This is a genomic window from Halorubrum sp. CSM-61 (assembly GCF_003781945.1).
Taxonomy (GTDB): domain Archaea; phylum Halobacteriota; class Halobacteria; order Halobacteriales; family Haloferacaceae; genus Halorubrum.
Map to the genome: position 1 here is coordinate 87,839 of NZ_RJJW01000010.1, position 16,752 is coordinate 104,590.

15 protein-coding genes and 1 tRNA gene are annotated in these 16,752 nt (G+C 70.1%); 8 read left to right on the forward strand and 8 right to left on the reverse strand.

Annotated features, from left to right (window positions below; all coding sequences use genetic code 11):
- The first annotated feature begins 5 nt into the window (after positions 1-5).
- Positions 6-1,331, forward strand: a complete 1,326-nt coding sequence (locus EDM04_RS15865) for an MFS transporter (RefSeq protein ID WP_123623832.1) — start codon at positions 6-8, stop codon at positions 1,329-1,331.
- 38 nt (positions 1,332-1,369) lie between these two features.
- Here EDM04_RS15865 and EDM04_RS15870 read toward each other — a convergent pair whose 3' ends face one another.
- From EDM04_RS15870 to EDM04_RS15880, 3 genes are read right to left on the reverse strand one after another with little or no spacing between them, the layout of a single operon-like run.
- Positions 1,370-1,759, reverse strand: a complete 390-nt coding sequence (locus EDM04_RS15870) for a CTP synthetase (protein ID WP_123623834.1) — start codon at positions 1,757-1,759, stop codon at positions 1,370-1,372.
- Positions 1,759-2,676 carry a glutamine-hydrolyzing GMP synthase gene (gene guaA / locus EDM04_RS15875; protein WP_123623836.1) on the reverse strand — a complete coding sequence of 306 codons (918 nt, stop codon included), beginning with the start codon at positions 2,674-2,676 and terminating at the stop codon, positions 1,759-1,761. The genes EDM04_RS15870 and guaA overlap by 1 nt, the downstream gene beginning before the upstream one ends.
- Complete coding sequence (locus EDM04_RS15880; protein ID WP_123623838.1) at positions 2,677-4,332, reverse strand: CTP synthase; 1,656 nt, start codon at positions 4,330-4,332, stop codon at positions 2,677-2,679.
- 187 nt (positions 4,333-4,519) lie between these two features.
- Between EDM04_RS15880 and EDM04_RS15885 the strand changes: the two genes are divergently transcribed.
- Positions 4,520-4,951 (forward strand): hypothetical protein, encoded by a 432-nt coding sequence (locus tag EDM04_RS15885; protein ID WP_123623840.1) that lies wholly within the window; start codon positions 4,520-4,522, stop codon positions 4,949-4,951.
- 554 nt (positions 4,952-5,505) lie between these two features.
- Here the strand turns inward: EDM04_RS15885 and EDM04_RS15890 are convergent.
- A tRNA-Leu gene (locus EDM04_RS15890) sits at positions 5,506-5,589 on the reverse strand.
- An 86-nt stretch (positions 5,590-5,675) separates the two neighbouring features.
- Positions 5,676-6,569, reverse strand: a complete 894-nt coding sequence (locus EDM04_RS15895) for a DMT family transporter (protein ID WP_123623842.1) — start codon at positions 6,567-6,569, stop codon at positions 5,676-5,678.
- An 82-nt stretch (positions 6,570-6,651) separates the two neighbouring features.
- Between EDM04_RS15895 and EDM04_RS15900 the strand changes: the two genes are divergently transcribed.
- On the forward strand, positions 6,652-7,230 hold the full coding sequence (locus EDM04_RS15900) for a DUF309 domain-containing protein (RefSeq protein WP_123623844.1): 579 nt from the start codon (positions 6,652-6,654) through the stop codon (positions 7,228-7,230).
- An 86-nt stretch (positions 7,231-7,316) separates the two neighbouring features.
- Complete coding sequence (locus EDM04_RS15905; RefSeq protein WP_123623846.1) at positions 7,317-8,120, forward strand: succinylglutamate desuccinylase/aspartoacylase family protein; 804 nt, start codon at positions 7,317-7,319, stop codon at positions 8,118-8,120.
- A gap of 16 nt (positions 8,121-8,136) precedes the next feature.
- Here the strand turns inward: EDM04_RS15905 and EDM04_RS15910 are convergent, their stop codons facing one another.
- Positions 8,137-8,535: a cupin domain-containing protein gene (locus EDM04_RS15910; RefSeq protein WP_123623848.1), complete on the reverse strand. Its 399-nt coding sequence runs from the start codon at positions 8,533-8,535 to the stop codon at positions 8,137-8,139.
- Positions 8,536-8,661: 126 nt separating this feature from the next.
- Here EDM04_RS15910 and EDM04_RS15915 point away from each other — a divergent pair, with 126 nt between their 5' ends.
- Entirely contained in the window at positions 8,662-9,849 is a 1,188-nt protein-coding gene (locus tag EDM04_RS15915) for a CBS domain-containing protein (protein ID WP_123623850.1), read from the forward strand.
- Positions 9,850-10,401: 552 nt separating this feature from the next.
- Here the strand turns inward: EDM04_RS15915 and EDM04_RS15920 are convergent.
- Entirely contained in the window at positions 10,402-11,199 is a 798-nt protein-coding gene (locus EDM04_RS15920; RefSeq protein WP_123623852.1) for a ZIP family metal transporter, read from the reverse strand.
- A 100-nt stretch (positions 11,200-11,299) separates the two neighbouring features.
- Here EDM04_RS15920 and mutS point away from each other — a divergent pair, with 100 nt between their 5' ends.
- From mutS to azf, 3 genes are all read left to right on the forward strand, one after another.
- Complete coding sequence (gene mutS / locus EDM04_RS15925) at positions 11,300-14,122, forward strand: DNA mismatch repair protein MutS (protein WP_123623854.1); 2,823 nt, start codon at positions 11,300-11,302, stop codon at positions 14,120-14,122.
- 86 nt (positions 14,123-14,208) lie between these two features.
- The gene (sepF, locus tag EDM04_RS15930) at positions 14,209-14,559 is read left to right on the forward strand and encodes a cell division protein SepF (RefSeq protein ID WP_123623856.1); all 351 of its coding nucleotides are present in this window, start codon (positions 14,209-14,211) and stop codon (positions 14,557-14,559) included.
- A gap of 78 nt (positions 14,560-14,637) precedes the next feature.
- The gene (gene azf, locus EDM04_RS15935; protein ID WP_123623858.1) at positions 14,638-15,501 is read left to right on the forward strand and encodes an NAD-dependent glucose-6-phosphate dehydrogenase Azf; all 864 of its coding nucleotides are present in this window, start codon (positions 14,638-14,640) and stop codon (positions 15,499-15,501) included.
- 485 nt (positions 15,502-15,986) lie between these two features.
- Here the strand turns inward: azf and EDM04_RS15940 are convergent, their stop codons facing one another.
- On the reverse strand, positions 15,987-16,667 hold the full coding sequence (locus EDM04_RS15940; protein WP_123623860.1) for a DUF309 domain-containing protein: 681 nt from the start codon (positions 16,665-16,667) through the stop codon (positions 15,987-15,989).
- Between the last annotated feature and the right edge of the window lie 85 nt (positions 16,668-16,752).

The window sequence follows — 16,752 nt, forward strand, 5'->3', positions numbered from 1 at the left end:
TCCCCATGAGCGCGCTCACCGACCCCGCGAAGCGCCGCTGGCTCGGGTGGGGGTCGCTGGCGGTCGTCTTCCTGCTCGTCAACGTCCACCGGCTCTCGACGGCGGTGCTGTCCGAGCAGCTCGTCGACGCGTTCGCGATCTCCGCGTCGCAGCTCGGGACGCTCCACGCCTCCTTCTTCTTTATCTACGCGGTCGTACAGATCCCGACCGGGGTCGTCTCCGACCGGTACGGCGCGCGGTACGTCGGCGCGGCGGGAGCGGTCGTCCTCAGCGCGGGCGCGGTCGCGTTCACGCTCAGCGGCGGCTACCTCACGGCGTTCCTCTCGCGGGCGGTGATCGGCCTCGGCAGCGGCGTGATCTTCGTCTCCACGCTCCGCTTCTGTACGAGCTGGTTCCGCGTCGACGAGTTCGCGACGATGACGGGCGTGACCACCGGGATAGCGGGACTCGGCGCGATCCTCGCGACGGTCCCGCTGGCGGTCGCGATCGACCGGATCGGGTGGCGGCCGACCGTGCGCGCGCTCGCCGTCGTCGGCTTCGCGGCGGCGGTCGCGGTGGTCGCGTTAGTGCGCCGCTCGCCGAGCGACGCGGGCCTCGATCCGATCGAGAACGTCCCGAAACAGCGCACGGCGAGTCTCCGCGAGACCGGCGCGCACCTCCGGGCGCTGCTCGGCGACCTCGACCAGTGGCTGCTGTCGGTCGTCTTCTTCTCGGCGATGGGGACGATCCTCACCGTGATCGGGCTCTGGGGCGTGCCGTACCTCGTCGTCGTGTACGACCTCGACGTGACGGCCGCCTCCTCGTTCACGCTCGTGGGGGCGGTCGGAATGCTGATCGGCGCGCCGGCGGTGGGGCGCGTCTCGGACCGGCTCGGCCGCCGTCACGGACCGCTGATCGCGGGGCTCGGGTTGTTCACGCTCGTGCTCGCGGTCGTGCCCGCCGTCGGCGATCCGCCGCTCCCCGCGGTCGCCGGCCTGTTCTTCCTCGTGGGGTTCAGCCTCGGGTTCGTCATGCTCTCGCTCCCGATAATCAAGGAGAAGTACCCGGCCGAGGCGAGCGGCGTCGCCACGGCGACCGTGAACGGGGCGGGGTTCCTCGGCGGCGCCGTCCTCCCGACCGCGATGGGCGTCGTCCTCGACGGGTACCGCACCGGCGACGTGGTCTCCGGGACCGTCGTCTACACCGAGACCGGTTACCGCGTCGCGTTCGCGCTCACGACGGCGGCCGTCGCCGCCGCCTTCTGCTGTGCGGTGTGGCTGTCCCTCAGACGGCGGCGGCGCGTCGGCGCGGGCGGTGCGGGCGAGGCCGGCGGCGGCGAGAGAAAGGGATAGGTCGGGTCCGCGGTGCCGGTCCTCCGAGCGTGACGGCGTTACCCGTCGATCGTCCCGTTTTCCAGCTCCTCGGCGACCAGTGTCGGGTCCATCAGGGCCGGGTCGATCGCGAGGTCGGCGACGCCGGCGACGAACTCCGGCAGCGACCGCTCCGCGTACGTCACCGCGAGGACGTTCGGATTCAGCTCCTTGGCGATCGGGATCCCGGTCGCCTCCTCCACGTCGGTGAGGACGAAGTACGCGGCCTCCTCGATCCCGGCCTCGGAGAGCGCGTCGCCGGTGACGAGCCCCTCGATGCGGCGGATCTCGACGCCGAGCGCCGCGAGCTCCTCGCCCAGCCCGTGCTCGTCCGGGCCGGCGACGACGGCGACGCGGTCGCCGTCGACGCGGCCGCCGTCGGGGCGGACGGGAGTAGTGGTCCCCGCCATCACTCGTACTCGATCGTCGCGGGCGGTTTGTGGGTGACGTCGTAGACGACGCGCGCCACGTTCTCGTTCTCGCCGGTGATCCGGCTCTGGACCCGCTGGAGGGTGCTCCAGTCGAGCTCCTGGGCGCGCGCGGTCATCCCGTCGCGGCTCTCGACCGAGCGCACGGCGACGACCCAGCCGTGGACGCGGTTGTCACCCTTGACGCCGGTCGCCTTCCCGAGCACGGCGGCGAACGCCTGCCACGGGTCGTACTCCTCTAACTCCTCCTCGACGACGTGGGTCGCCTCGCGGGCGACCGCGGCCTTCTCGGGGGTGACCTCGCCGACGATCCGGACGGCGAGCCCGGGGCCGGGGAACGGCATCCGCTCGGAGATGATCTCCTCTAACCCGAGCGCGCGGGCGACCTCGCGGACCTCGTCCTTGTAGAGGTCGCGGACGGGCTCGACGATCCCCTCGAAGTCGACGACCTCGGGGAGCCCGCCGACGTTGTGGTGCGACTTGATGTTCCCCTCGGACTCGATGCGGTCGGGGTAGATCGTCCCCTGGACGAGGTAGTCGGCGTCGACGTCGCGGGCGACGGTCTCGAACTCGTCGATGAACCCCTCGCCGATGACGTGGCGCTTCTCCTCGGGGTCGGTGACGCCGGCGAGGCGGTCGAAGAACCGGTCTTGCGCCTCGATCACCCGCAGCGATTCCATGAAGGAGAAGGTGTCCCGGATCTCGTCGGTCTCTCCTTTCCGCATCAGCCCCGTGTCGACGTACACCGGGGTGAGCTGGTCGCCGACCGCCTCGTACGCGAGCGTCGCAGCGACCGACGAGTCGACGCCGCCCGATAAGGCGATCACGGCGTTCGCGTCGCCGATCGCCTCCCGGATCTCCGCTTTCGCCTCCTCGATGAACTCCTCCGTCTCGACCATCTATAGCCTCACGTCCGCGTTCCGCTCGGTTGTGTCCGTCGATCCCAGCGCCGCCTCGACGAGGGCGACGAACGGCGGGCTGGCGCGGTCCGGCCGCGACCGGAACTCGGGGTGCGCCTGCGTGCCGAAGAAGAACGGGTGGTCGCGGCGTTCGAGGATCTCCATCCGGTTGTCGGCCCGGCCGGAGAACGTCAGCCCGTCGGCCTCGAGCTCCTCGATGTACTCGGGGTTCACCTCGTAGCGGTGGCGGTGGCGCTCCGTACAGGAGTCGGCGTCGTACACCCGCGCCGCCAGCGTGCCGGGCTCGATGTCGGTCTCGTGGGCGCCGAGCCGCATCGTCCCGCCCATGTCCTCGGTCTCGTACTGCTCGGGGAGGAGATCGATGACGGGGTGGGGCGTGTCGGGGTCGATCTCGGCTGAGTGGGCGCCCTCCAACCCGAGCACGTTGCGCGCGTGCTCGACGACCGCCATCTGGAAGCCCAAGCAGAGCCCGAGGAAGGGCACGTCGTTCTCGCGGGCGTACCGGACCGCCTCGAGCTTCCCGTCCGTCCCGCGAGAGCCGAACCCGCCGGGGACGACGACCGCGTCGGCCGACGCGAGCCGTTCCTCGTGGCGGTCCGTGGTCTCGTCGGCGTCGACCCACAGCACGTTCACCTCGGTCTCCGTCTGGATCCCCGCGTGTTTCAGCGCCTCGTGGATCGACATGTACGCGTCTTCGAGGGCGTACTTGCCGACCAAGGCCACGTCGATCTCCTCCTCGCGGTCGCGGGTGACGAGCTCGCGCCACTCCGTCGAGCGCTCCGCCTTCGGGAGCGCCTCGTCGGCGAGCCCGAGCCGCTCCATCACGTACTCGTCTAACCCCTCGTCTTCGACCATCAGCGGGACGTGGTAGATGTCCTCGACGTCGGGGTTCGAGAAGACGGCGTCCGTGGGCACGTCGCAGAACAAGGCGATCTTCTCTTTGGTCTCGGGGTCGAGCCGGTCCTCGGAGCGCCCGACGAGGATGTCCGGCTGGAGCCCGATCGAGCGCAGCTCCTTCACCGAGTGCTGGGTCGGCTTCGTCTTCTGCTCGCCGTTCTTCGAGTAGGGGACCAGGGTGACGTGGGTAAAGAGGATGTCCTCGTCGTCCTCCTCGTGGGCGAACTGGCGCAGGGCTTCGAGGAAGGGCATCGACTCGATGTCGCCGACCGTCCCGCCGATCTCGATCAGACAGACGTCGCTCCCCTCGGCGGCCTCCCGGATGCGCCGCTTGATGTCGTCGGTGACGTGGGGGATGATCTGGACGGTCTTGCCGAGGTAGTCGCCGGCGCGCTCGCGCTCGATGACGTGCTGGTAGGTCTTTCCCGTGGTGACGTTGTGGTCGAACGTCATGTCGGTGCCGAGGAAGCGCTCGTAGTTGCCCAAGTCGAGGTCGACCTCGCCGCCGTCCTTTAAGACGTACACCTCGCCGTGCTCGTACGGGTTCATCGTCCCGGCGTCGACGTTGAGGTAGGGGTCCACCTTCACGGCGGTGACGTCGAAGCCCGCGTTCGCGAGGAGGCGCCCGGTGCTGGCGGCGGTGATGCCCTTGCCCAGCCCGGACATCACCCCGCCCGTGACGAACACGAACTTCCGACCCAGCGAGGGGTCGTACCCGGTGTCGGGATCCGTTGGCATATCGACCGTCCGTCAGGGGCCGGCAAAACCGTTTCGGACCCTCCGTTTCGGTCGACGCTCGTGGCGTTTCGGCGACAGGTGGGCGGGGGAGTGGGGAAGCGGCGGGGCGGGGGCGCGACGGAGCGACCGAAGGGGCGCGACGGGCCGAAAAGCACTCACGGAAGGCGGTCCACGGCCCAGCTACACCATGAACTGGTCCCCGGTCCCTCCCGCGGTCGCGGCCGTCGTCGCGGCCGCGATCAGCGTCACGCGTCGCGTTCCGACGGTCGTGATGGAGTCGTCGATCGGCGTCCCCGGGCCGCGCGCGCTCAGCCTGTACACGCTCGGGGGACGCTTCGCCGCGTTCGTCCTCGTCTACGGGCTACTTCTCGGCGTCGCGTATCGGGCAGGTCGCCACGGCGGCGACGCGGTCGACGCGCGGGCGACGACGCTGGCAACCGGCGCCATCGGTGGACTCGCGTACCTCGTCGGAACCACCGCGGTGCTACTGTGGGCGGGCCCCAGTCACGAAGCGATTTCGGCCGTCGGCGCGCTCGGCGCCGCGGTCGCCGTCGGCGTCCAGTTCGCCGTCGTCGCGTTCGCCGGACTCGCGCTGGGTCGATCACTTATAAATGACTGATTCCGGATCGACTGTACACTCTGCCAAGGCCCCAATCACCCGGCCGTGCGTGACTGTTTATAAGTCCCCGATCGACGCGAACGCCGCCAAAGCCCCAGTCGCTCGGTAGTACGCTAACGTTGCTGCTTATAAACTCCCGATCGACACGAACGCCGCTAAAGCCCCAGTCGCGAGGGCTCGCGTGACTCGCTGTGCTCCTCGACCGCTCACTTCGTTCGCGGTCTGCGGTGCTTCCGTCGTCAGGCTTCGCCCTCGCGACTGCCCCTTTGAGTCCCACCCGCCCGCACAGCACCGCACCTCACGCCTCCCCAGCCTCGTCGGCGCGGCGCTTATAAGCGCCGCGCCGAGCTCCCTCGCACGTGCTGTCTCGCGCCCTCTCGGGCGCTCGCAGGCACGCGCCACCGCATCTGTTGGTGTAGCTCAGCATCTGGACGTGGCTGCTTCCCTCGATCCGGTTTATAAATAGCCGACGCTGGTCGAGTTCGAGTGGAGTTTTGCGAGGGAAGAGCGCTCCGAGAGCGGTCTTCCGCATTCGCGCGTTGTGGACGCGCTCATGCGAGGGGAGGGATTTGAACCCACGGACCTCTACAGGAGCGGAGCTTGAATCCGCCGCCGTTTCCGGGCTTGGCTACCCTCGCACGCGATCCGTCGTTCGACGGCGGTACTTTTTATTTCATCGGTTCCGCGCCGACGAGCGTGACCGGAACCTCGGACCCCGACGTCGTCACATCGCGATCATCCCGACGCCGACGACCGCGAGGAGCGCGGCGACGAGCCGAATTCGGAAGTACCGCTCGCCGAGGATCACCCCCCCGAGGACGACCGCGACGATCGCCTGCGTGTTGATCACCGGAGAGGCGACGCTCGCGGGCAGCGCCGCGAACGCGACCGTCGTCAGGTGTTCGCCGAGCGCGACGAGGGCGCCGGCCGCGAGGAACTTCGGCGCGTCGGCTCGGGTCACCGCGGGCGGGGTCCGGACCGCGGCGGGGAGCAGAATCAGCCCGGCGCTCGCGAGCAGCAGGGGTACCCACAGCGTCCCCGGGATCGCGAGCTCCTGGAGCCCGACCCGCTTCCCGAGGTCGGCGACGGCGTAACACGCCGCGCTCACCAGCGCGAGCTGGGCGGGCCGGGAGCGGACCGCGCTCGCGAGCGGCGCGATCAGGCTTCCGGGCTCGTAGTTGGCGACGTACACCGCGGCGGTGGCGACGACGACCCCGGCCACCTGTATCGGCGCGAGCACCTCGCCGAGCAGCAGCACCTCCAGCGGGAGCACGAACATGGGGACGACCTTGTTGATCGGAGTCACGTACGACACGTCGCCCTCGTCGATAGCCCGGAGGAAGAGGACGAACGCGGACGCGGTCGCCGCCGCGGTGCCGGCGACGACGGCGACGGCGGCGGGGTCGACGCCGGCCGCCGCCCGGGCGACGCCGTCGATCCCGCCGGGAGGGAGATCGGTCGTCGCGAATGTCACCGGGAGGAACCACGCGATCGCCGAGGCGTTGATCAGCACCGTGAGCCCGGCGGGCGGGTACCCCGAGAACGAGCGCTTGAGCACGAAGATGTAGGTCCCCCAGACGACCGCGGCGCCGATCGCGGAGAGGAGGCCGGCGTCCATTGCCCGACCCGACGCCCGGCGGGGGAAAGAACCGTTCGATCCCCGCGAAACGGTTAGGTCGCTGCGGGCGCGACGCGTTCCCATGGACGACCACACCCGCGATCCCGGCGTCGCCCCGCCGCTCGGGAACCCGACCGGGTGGCACGCGGCGGGCGAGGGCGCCGCGGACGAGGGCGCTGACGCCGGCGCTGGCGACGGCGCGGCCGACAGCGACCCGGTGGCCGACGCGCGGATCGCCGGCGGCCACTGGGAGCACGCCACCCTCCGGCGCGCGACCGAGCACGGCGTCCGGCTGTTCAACGCCGGCGCGTACCACGAATCGCACGACTGCTTCGAAGACGAGTGGTATAACTACGGCAGCGGCACCGCCGAGAGCGCCTTCTGCCACGGGATGGTGCAGGTCGCGGCGGGCGCGTACAAGCGGGCCGACTTCGGGAACGACGACGGGATGCGGTCGCTGTTCGAGACCGCGCTGGAGTACCTTCGGGGGCTCCCCGGCGACTTCTACGGGGTCGATCTCGACGAGGTCCGGGCGACCCTCCGGGCCGCGCTCGACGACCCGACCGCCATCGACGGGTGGCGGATCGCCATCGACGGCGCCCGCCCGGAGGCGTACCCGGCCGACTACGAGTACGCGGAGCGGATCGACGAGGCACACTAACGGGTCGACGAGGAGCACTGGAACGAGGACGCTGCGTCGCGGCCGCGATCCGAACGCCACTTATCGGCGGGACCCCTCTCGGTCGTATGGACGTTCACGATCTGGGCGAGGGCGAGCCGGAGGTCGCGGTCGTCGGCGCGATCCACGGCGACGAGCCCTGCGGCGCCCGCGCGGTCCGACGGCTCCGCGACGCCGACCTCGACGTCGAGCGCCCGGTCCGGCTGATCCTCGCCAACGAGGCGGCGCTCGACGCCGGGACCCGCTACCTCGACGACGACCTGAATCGGGTGTTCCCCGGCGATCCGGACGCCGAATCGCACGAGGAACGACTTGCCGCCGAGCTGCTCGACGCGCTGGAGGGCTGTTCCACGCTCGCGATCCACTCGACGCAGTCGTACGCCGAGCCGTTCGCGGTCGTCGACTCGATGGACGAGGTCGCCCGCGCGGTCGCCCCGCACCTCCCGGTCGACGCCGTGATCCAGACCGACGCGTTCACCGAGGGGCGGCTCATCGAACACCCGCACACGCTCGAAGTGGAGGCCGGCCTGCAGGGCTCCGACGCCGCCGCCGACAACGCCTACTGGCTCGCGCGGGCATTCCTGGCGGCGACGGGCACCACCCCCGCGCCCGGCGCCGACGACGTGGTCGACGCCGGCGGGCGCGAGGACGTGGCGGTGTTCCGGCTCCGCGACCGGATCCCCAAGCCGGACGCCGACGTGTACGAGGTGTTCGCGCGCAACTTCGAGCGCGTCGAGGCCGGCGAGGCGTTCGCGGCCGCCGACGACGAGCAGCTCCGCGCCGACGATCCGTTCTACCCGGTGTTGCTGTCGCCGTACGGCTACCGCGACCAGTTCGGCTACGTCGCGGATCGGGTCGGCACGATCGAGTGAGGGGAGGAGTCGGCGGCTACTCGACCAGTTCGATCTCGTCGTCGCCGTTCGGCACCGCGCAGACGAATGCCCCCGGCTCCTCGCTCTCGTTCCGGTACCAGTGCTCGACGCCAGCCGGGATGAGGAGGGCGTCACCGGGCCCCACGACGTGCTCCTCCTCGCCGATCCCGACGACGTACTCGCCGGCGAGCACGTACTGCTCGTGTTCGACCGCGTTCGTGTGGCGCGGGACCGCTGCGCCCGCCGCGAGCTCGAACCGCCGCATCGCGAAGTTCGGGGCGCCGTCCGACGCGTCGAGGAGGACGCCCTTCCGGAGCCCGTCGGCGGCGTCGACCGCCTCGTAGTCGATCTCGTCGCCGCGCTTCACGACGGGAGCCAGTCCCGCGGTCGGCGCGTCGTCGGTGGTGTCGCTCATACCGGTCGATCGCCGAGCGGCGGCTTATAAGCGGCGGGGACTCATCGCCGCGTCGTCGCTCCGCCGCTTCCCCGTCACCCCGACGTCGCCCCGACGTTTAACCACCTACCCACCCAACCCGCGGGTATGCGTGGAATCAAGGTCGGGACGGTGCTGGGGATCCCGGTCAGGCTCAACTGGACGTTTCTGATCGTACTGCCGCTCTTCGCCTACCTCATCGGTTCGCAGGTCGGGACGATCGCCGAGGTGATGAACGAGGCGCTCGGCGCCGGGATCGACCCGGCCGCGCTCGCGGGGGGATTCACGCCGTGGGCGCTCGGACTGGCGGCCGCGCTCGGGCTGTTCGGCGGCGTCCTCCTCCACGAGTTCGGCCACTCGATCGTCGCCATGCGGTACGGCTACGAGATCGAGTCGATCACCCTGTGGCTGCTCGGCGGGCTCGCCAGCTTCACCGAGTTCCCCGAGGACTGGAAACACGAGTTCTGGATCGCGATCGCGGGACCGGTCGTCAGCGTCGCGGTCGGAATCGCCTGTTTCGGCGTGTTCCTGCTCGCACCGGTCGGCTCGAACGCCGTGCTGTTCGTGTTCGGCTACCTCGCGCTGTTGAACGTCGTGCTCGCGGTGTTCAACATGCTCCCCGCCTTCCCGATGGACGGGGGGCGCGTCCTCCGGGCGCTCCTCGCGCGGAACCAGCCGCACGCGCAGGCGACCCAGCGCGCCGCCGGGATCGGAAAGGCGTTCGCGTTTCTGATGGGCATCTTCGGGCTGTTCTCCGGCCAGCTACTGCTGATCGTGTTGGCCTTCTTCATCTACATCGCCGCCTCCGGCGAGGCCCAGCAGACGACCCTGAAGGCCGCCTTCGAGGACGTCACCGTCGCCGACGTGATGACCCGCCGCGAGGACCTCCACACCGTCACCGAGGACGCCTCGGTCGCGGAGCTGATGAGCCGGATGTTCGAGGAGCGCCACACCGGCTACCCCGTGCTCCGCCGCGGCGACCTCGTCGGCATGGTGACCTTGGAAGACGCTCGGTCCGTTCAGGAGGTCGAGCGGGACGCCTACACGGTCGAGGACGTGATGGAGACCGACATCGTCGGCGTGGGTCCCGAGGCCGACGCGATGACCGCGCTCCAGACGATGCAGGAGAACGACGTCGGGCGGCTCCCGGTCGTCGACCGGAACGAGGAGCTGGTCGGGATCATCTCCCGCACGGACCTGATGACCGCGTTCAACATCATCCAGACGGGCGGCACCCCGAGCATCATCAGCGGCCGCCAGCAGCAGCAGCCCGAGGGCGGTCCCGGCGTGTTCTGAGGGCGACGGGGCTGGTCGCTGAACGCTCCTTTTGATCGATAGCGGGAGTACGTCTCGCACGTTAGTTGATCGAGGTTTTATACGTGATCGGGTGACGTTGCTAGCGGCTGTTTATAAGCGAACTGCGATGCTACGGTGGAGGCTTCCAAAGCCCCAGCCGTGAGGGCGGCGCACGCTTGCTGCGCTCCTCAGTCGCTCGTTTCACTCGCTCCCTGTGGTGCTTACGTCGCCTGCGCCGCCCTCACGGCTGCCCCTTTGAGTCCCGCCCCGCACAGCAACGCGCCTCACACCTCCCCAGCCTCGTCGCTGGCGGCTGTCGCCGCCAGCGACTCCCTCGCGCGTGCTGCTCGGCCGCGAGGCGGCCTCGCAGGCACGCGCCACTGCGTTGTAGCTTTAAAAGCGATCATCGGCGTCACTCACGGTTGCTTTTAAATATTAAAGCGCGGACGCCGATCTGCAATACTCACTCCCGCTATCGATCATCCCTCAGTCTGTACCGACGAGGGAGGGCGACAACGATCAATTACAGAGAGTTTCAACAGCGCCGATCACTTATAAATACGCGAGCGGGACCATCAGCAGGGCGCCGAGCGCGATCCCGCCGGCGAGCACCGGCTTCCCGCCGCGAGGGAGGTCCGCCCCCGTTTCGAGCGCCTCGGGGATGAACTCGGAGAGGACGAGGTAGATCATCGCGCCCGCCGCGAAGCCGAAGCCGTACGGGAGGAACTCGCGGGCGTAGCGGACGAACGCGAACGCGACGACCGCGCCGATCGGCTGCGGCAGGCTGGAGAACACCGCCCACCACACCATCTTCCACTTCGAGACGCCCATCGCGCGCAGCGGGATGGAGATGGCGGTCCCCTCGGGGACGTTGTGGATCGAGATCGCGAGCGTCATGAACACCGCTAAAAGCGGCACCGTGAACCCGAGCAGCTGCGTCCCGCCTTCTAACCCGAGGTCCGCGAAGGAGACGCCGACGGCGACCCCCTCCGGGAAGCTGTGGACCGTCAGCACGCCGAGGATCAGGACGAGCTTCTTGAAGTCGGCCTCCTCGTACTCTTTCGGGTCGATCTCGGCGTCCATCAACACGTCGTGCGCGAGGACGACGAGGGCCACGCCGGCGAGCATGCCGATCCCGATCTCGACGGGCGTCCCCTCGGCGAGCCCCTCGTCGACGAGCCCGAACAGCGACGCCGCCACCATGATCCCGGAGGCGAACCCCCACAGCGCCACGTTACCGCGGTCGCTGATCGACTCGAAGAAGAAGAAGGGGAGCGCGCCGATACCCGTCGCCAGCGCCGTGATCAGCCCCGCGACGAAGACGAACGCGAACGCGTCGAGCGCGACCATACGGTCGGCGGTTCGACCGGTCGCCACTTAATAACCGGAGGGGATCCCCACCGGGCGACACCCGTAGGGTTTTACCCGCCGACGGCGGGAGTACGGACATATGGCAACGGGGATCGTCGGGGAGTTCCTCGATCTCAAGGCGGAGACCGACGCGGACGTCCTCGCGATGCAGTGCGGCGACTTCTACGAGTTCTTCGCGGACGACGCCGAGCTGGTCGCCGACGAGCTGGATCTCACCGTCTCGCAGAAGTCCTCGCACGGCTCGTCGTACCCGATGGCGGGCGTGCCGCTCTCCGAGCTCACGCCCTACGTGAAGGCGCTCGTCGAGCGCGGCTACCGGGTCGCCGTCGCCGACCAGTACGAGACGGACGACGGCCACGCCCGCGAGATCGTCCGGGTCGTCACGCCCGGGACCCTGCTGGAGACCGCGGACGACGACGCGCGGTACCTCGCGGCGGTCGTCCGCGAGGACGACGGAGGCGGGCGATCCGCGGACGCGTCGGCGACCGAAGGCGACGACGCCGGCGGCCCCTACGGGCTCGCGCTCGCCGACGTGACCACCGGGCGGTTCCTCGTCACCGAGGTCGAGACCGCCGGCGACCTCCGCGCGGAGCTGTACCGGTTCGACCCCGCGGAGGTGCTACCGGGGCCGCGCGTCCGAAACGACGATCGACTCCTCGGCGCGGTCCGGGAGGACCTCTCGGGGTCCGTCTCCGTCTTCGACGCGGAGGCGTTCGCGCCGGGGCGCGCGAAACACGCGGTCCGCGGGCAATTCGGCCGGGAGACCGCCGACAGCGTCGGGATCGACTCCGATCTGGCGCTGCGCGCGGCGGGCGCGGTCCTCGGCTACGTCGAGGAGACCGGGGCGGGCGTGCTGGCGTCGATCACCCGGCTCACCGCCTACGGCGACGACGACCACGTCGCCGTCGACGCCACGACCCAGCGCAATCTCGAACTGACGGAGACGATGCGGGGAGACAGCGAGGGGTCGCTGTTCGAGACGGTCGATCACACCGTCACGGCCGCCGGGGGGCGGCTCCTCCGAGAGTGGCTCACGCGCCCGCGGCGGGACGGCGGGGAGCTGAACCGCCGGCTCGACGCGGTGGAGGCGCTCGCGTCGGCGGCGCTCGCGCGCGACCGCCTGCGCGAGACGCTCGGCGACGCGTACGACCTCGAGCGCCTCGCCGCGCGGGCGACGAGCGGGAGCGCGGGCGCGCGGGAACTCCTCTCGGTGCGGGACTCGATCGCGTTAGTGCCCGCGATCGCCGACGCCGTGTCCGGGACCGCGCTCGCCGACTCCCCGGTCGCCGCGGTGCTGGAGCGGATCGACCGCGAGCGCGCCGCCGCCCTCCACGGGGAGCTCGCGGACGCGCTCGCGGAGGACCCGCCGAAGACGAAGACGCAGGGCGGGCTGCTCCGGAAGGGGTACGACGACGAGCTCGACGACCTGATCGCGCGCCACGAGGAGGCGAACGAGTGGCTCGACACGCTCGCGGAGCGGGAAAAGCGGCAGTACGGCCTGAGCCACGTCACCGTCGACCGCAACAAGACCGACGGCTACTACATTCAGGTCGGCAAGTCCGCGGCCGACGGGGTTCCCGAGCACTACCGCGAGATCAAGACGCTGAAGAACTCGAAGCGGTTCGTCACCGACGAACTGGAGGAGCGGGAGCGCGAGGTGCTCCGCTTAGAGGAGGCGCGCGGCGACCTGGAGTACGAGCTGTTCGAGGAGCTCCGCGAGCGGGTCGCCGACGACGCCGAGCTGTTACAGGACGTGGGCCGGGCGGTCGCCGAGATCGACGCGCTCGCGTCGCTGGCGACCCACGCCGCCGGCAACGACTGGACGCGTCCCCAGCTTTCCGACGAGCGCCGGCTCGACGTGGAGGCCGGGCGCCACCCGGTCGTCGAGCGGACGACCGACTTCGTGCCGAACGACCTCCGGCTCGACGGGGAGCGCGGCTTCCTCATCGTCACCGGCCCGAACATGAGCGGGAAGTCGACGTACATGCGGCAAGCCGCCCTCATTCAGCTGCTCGCGCAGGCGGGCTCGTTCGTCCCCGCGCGGGCGGCGACGGTCGGGCTCGTCGACGGGATCTACACGCGCGTGGGCGCGCTCGACGAGCTGGCGCAGGGCCGGTCGACGTTCATGGTGGAGATGCAGGAGCTGTCGAACATCCTCCACTCGGCGACCGCCGACTCCCTCGTCATCCTCGACGAGGTCGGCCGGGGCACCGCCACCTACGACGGCATCTCGATCGCGTGGGCCGCGACGGAGTACCTGCACAACGAGGTGCGCGCGCGAACCCTCTTCGCCACCCACTACCACGAGCTGACGACGCTGGCCGACCACCTCCCCCGCGTCGCCAACGTCCACGTCGCCGTCGACGAGCGAGACGGGGAGGTGACGTTCCTCCGGACCGTCCGCGACGGCCCGACGAACCGGTCGTACGGGGTCCACGTCGCCGACCTCGCGGGCGTGCCGGAGCCGGTGGTCTCCCGCGCCGACACGGTTCTCGACCGGCTCCGAGAGGAGAAGGCGATCGAGGCGAAGGGGGGGTCGCGGGGCGGGGCCGGCGGAGGCGGCGGGGACGGAGACGCCGCCGACGCCGCCGACGGCAACACGAGGCAGGTCGTCTTCGACCTCTCGTCCGGGTCGTTCGCGGGGGAGGCGGACGACGGTTCCGGGTCGCGCCGGTCCGCCCCGTCCGACACCGAGAGCGGTCGGAACGGAGCGAGCCCGGAGTCGACGTCGCCGGTCCGCGAGGAAGTCGCCGATCCGGAGGCGGCCGAGGCAAACGACCTCGACCCCGACACCCGCGCCGTGATCGAGGAGCTGGCCGACGTCGACGTCGCGGAGACCGCGCCGGTGGAGCTGCTCGCTCGGGTCCAGGAGTGGCAGGAGCGGCTCGGCGAGAACCGTTGACGATCGGAGCGGCGAGTACCGCTGACGGCCGGCTCGTAGATGCGTCTGACGTAAGAACTAATGTCTAACCTCGTCGTGTGGTGTGTATGGGTATTATGAGCAAGATCCTCGGCGGGGGCGGGAACCGCTCCGTCGACGACTACGTCGAGCTCGACCTCGACGACTTCGCCGAGGCGCACGCGGACACGGGGATGCAGGTACACATCGCGGAGATCGGCGATCAGGGCGACGTGATCCCGATCAAAGACGCCGTCTACGACGGCGACTTCGTCATCGCGGACATCACCCGCCACTCCACGTCGGACCGGACGATCGAGCACATCATCGACGAGCTGCGGCAGGTCGCCCAGGAGGTCGACGGCGACATCGTCCAGAAGGGCGACGATCAGATCGTCGTCACGCCCACGGGCGTGAGCATCTCTCGCAAGAAGCTGTAGGGCGCGGGAGAGCGCCGATCTGTCGGATCGCGGCCGAACCGTGTATTATATGCCCGTCTCGCGCCCACGTACGACCGAATGGACGAGCCGGTCCTGCTGACGGGCGCCGGCGGACGGGTGGGGCAGGCCATCCTCCGCGGCATCGGCGACGACTACGAGTGGCGACTCCTCGACAGGGAGCCGCTCCCGGCGGCGAAGGTGCCGAACAGGGTCACCGACGCCGATCAGTACGTCGCCGACATCACCAACGCGGACGCCGTCCGAGAGGCGATGGACGGCGCCGGCGCGGTGATCCACCTCGCCGGTGATCCGCGGAAGACGGCGCCGTGGGAGTCCGTGCTCCGGAACAACATCGACGGGACGCAGGTCGTGATGCGGGCCGCAGTCGACGCCGGGGTCGAGAAGTTCGCGTTCGCCTCCTCGAACCACGCCGTCGGCGGGTACGAGACGGAGGAGCGCACGCCGGACCTGTACCGCCCGGAAGACGGCTACCGCCTCGACGGCACCGAACTCCCCCGCCCCGGGAACCTCTACGGCGTCTCGAAGGCGGCCGGGGAGTCCCTCGGGCGCTTCTACCACGACGAGGTCGGGATGAGCGTCGTCTGCGTCCGCATCGGGAACCTCACGAAGGACCACCCGCCGCGGGAGTACGAGCGCGGACAGGCGATGTGGCTCTCGCACCGCGACTGCGCGCACCTGTTCGACCGGTGTCTGCAGGCCGACTACGGCTACGAGATCGTCTACGGCATCTCGAACAACGACCGACGCTACTACTCGATCGAGCGCGCCCGCGACGTCCTCGGCTACGACCCCGCCGACAACTCGGGCGACTACACGTTCGAAGGGGAGCCGAAAGAGGAGGCCGGCGACGCTGCCGAAGGGACCGAACCCGACGACCCCAACTTCCCGACGGACCCCGACACGCCGACCGACGGCGCGTGAAACGGCCGGTTGTTGACGGGGGCTCCCTGATCGATAGCGGGAGTAAGTGTATCAGAACGAGTGAGTAGTCATTTATAAGCGATCGAGTGGTGTTGCTGTCGGTTGTTTATAAGTCACCGACGGCGCTGCAGTGAACACCTCCAAAGCCCCAGCCGCTGCGGGCGCCGCACGCTCGCTGCGCGCCTCACTCGGTCGCGTTGCTCCCTCGTTGCGGTGCTTACGTCGCCTGCGCCGCCCGCAGCGGCTGCCCCTTTGAGTCCCACCCGACCGCACAGCCTCACGCCTCCCCAGCCTCGTCGCTGGCGGCTGTCGCCGCCAGCGACTCCCTCGCACCGGCGGTTCGCGGCCCTGCGGGCCGCTCACCGGGGCGCGCCACCGCGTTGTTCTTTATAAGCGATCGTCTCCGTCGCTCGCGGCCGTTTGAATACTCACTCGCCACCACCGATCTGCGATACTCACTCCCGCTATCGATCACCGCTTTCTAGTTAGAATAGATCGTCGACGTCGCGTCGCTTTCGCTCCGCCAGTTCCACGTGGTCAGCGAGCCGCGCGGCCACCTGCGGACGGGCGTCGGGCGTGCGGAGGAACGCGAACACCAGCTCGGCGAACGTCGTCCGGCCGGTACCGCGCTCCTCGCGCGCGAGCGCCGCCGCGCTCTCGAAGGTCCCCTCGTCGCCCGGGGCGATCGCGCCGGCCAGCGCCGGCGCCGCGAGCAGCGCGGCCGGCAGGTCGAGGTCGCCGAACCGCGGCGCCGAACCGTCGATCCGGAGCGTCGGCGGAGCCGCGCGCTCGATCGCCTCCGGATCGGCCGCGAGCCGGCGACACCAGTCGCGGAGCGGTTCGAGGTGGACCCCCCGCGGCGCCGAGCCGAGATCGTCGAAGTACGCCTGTGCGTTCCCGGCGCAGCCGACCGCTCCGGTCCAGTTTCGGGCGGCGGCGTGGTGGATCGCGGCCGCGGTCGCGATCAGCCCGTGGAGCAGGCGCTCGTCGGTCCCCTCGTCGAGCGGGAGCCACGCCGACTCCCACGGGTCGTGCGCCGCGAGGACGTGCCCCTCGTTGAACAGGGCGGCGCCGGCGCGGAGCGCGTCGGGGACGGAGGGGCCGGCGTCGCCGTCGGCGGCTTCTTCGTCGGCGGGGGCGCCGGCGTCCGAATCGCGATCGATCATGCCCGTCCGTCGGGGACTCTGAGGGATAAACGATGAGGATGCCACCGGAATCGGAAGGCCGGGCGAGAGGGGAGGGCGAGCGTCA

Bases quoted from the DNA above. Each gene is read 5' to 3' on its own strand.
- EDM04_RS15910 (WP_123623848.1), bottom strand. From the start codon at position 8,535: ATGAGCGACACCACCGACGACGCGCCGACCGCGGGACTGGCTCCCGTC.
- EDM04_RS15865 (WP_123623832.1), top strand. From the start codon at position 6: ATGAGCGCGCTCACCGACCCCGCGAAGCGCCGCTGGCTCGGGTGGGGG.
- sepF (WP_123623856.1), top strand. From the start codon at position 14,209: ATGGGTATTATGAGCAAGATCCTCGGCGGGGGCGGGAACCGCTCCGTC.
- EDM04_RS15920 (WP_123623852.1), bottom strand. From the start codon at position 11,199: ATGGTCGCGCTCGACGCGTTCGCGTTCGTCTTCGTCGCGGGGCTGATC.
- EDM04_RS15905 (WP_123623846.1), top strand. From the start codon at position 7,317: ATGGACGTTCACGATCTGGGCGAGGGCGAGCCGGAGGTCGCGGTCGTC.
- mutS (WP_123623854.1), top strand. From the start codon at position 11,300: ATGGCAACGGGGATCGTCGGGGAGTTCCTCGATCTCAAGGCGGAGACC.
- EDM04_RS15900 (WP_123623844.1), top strand. From the start codon at position 6,652: ATGGACGACCACACCCGCGATCCCGGCGTCGCCCCGCCGCTCGGGAAC.
- EDM04_RS15885 (WP_123623840.1), top strand. From the start codon at position 4,520: ATGAACTGGTCCCCGGTCCCTCCCGCGGTCGCGGCCGTCGTCGCGGCC.
- guaA (WP_123623836.1), bottom strand. From the start codon at position 2,676: ATGGTCGAGACGGAGGAGTTCATCGAGGAGGCGAAAGCGGAGATCCGG.
- azf (WP_123623858.1), top strand. From the start codon at position 14,638: ATGGACGAGCCGGTCCTGCTGACGGGCGCCGGCGGACGGGTGGGGCAG.
- EDM04_RS15880 (WP_123623838.1), bottom strand. From the start codon at position 4,332: ATGCCAACGGATCCCGACACCGGGTACGACCCCTCGCTGGGTCGGAAG.
- EDM04_RS15895 (WP_123623842.1), bottom strand. From the start codon at position 6,569: ATGGACGCCGGCCTCCTCTCCGCGATCGGCGCCGCGGTCGTCTGGGGG.
- EDM04_RS15940 (WP_123623860.1), bottom strand. From the start codon at position 16,667: ATGATCGATCGCGATTCGGACGCCGGCGCCCCCGCCGACGAAGAAGCC.
- EDM04_RS15870 (WP_123623834.1), bottom strand. From the start codon at position 1,759: ATGGCGGGGACCACTACTCCCGTCCGCCCCGACGGCGGCCGCGTCGAC.
- EDM04_RS15915 (WP_123623850.1), top strand. From the start codon at position 8,662: ATGCGTGGAATCAAGGTCGGGACGGTGCTGGGGATCCCGGTCAGGCTC.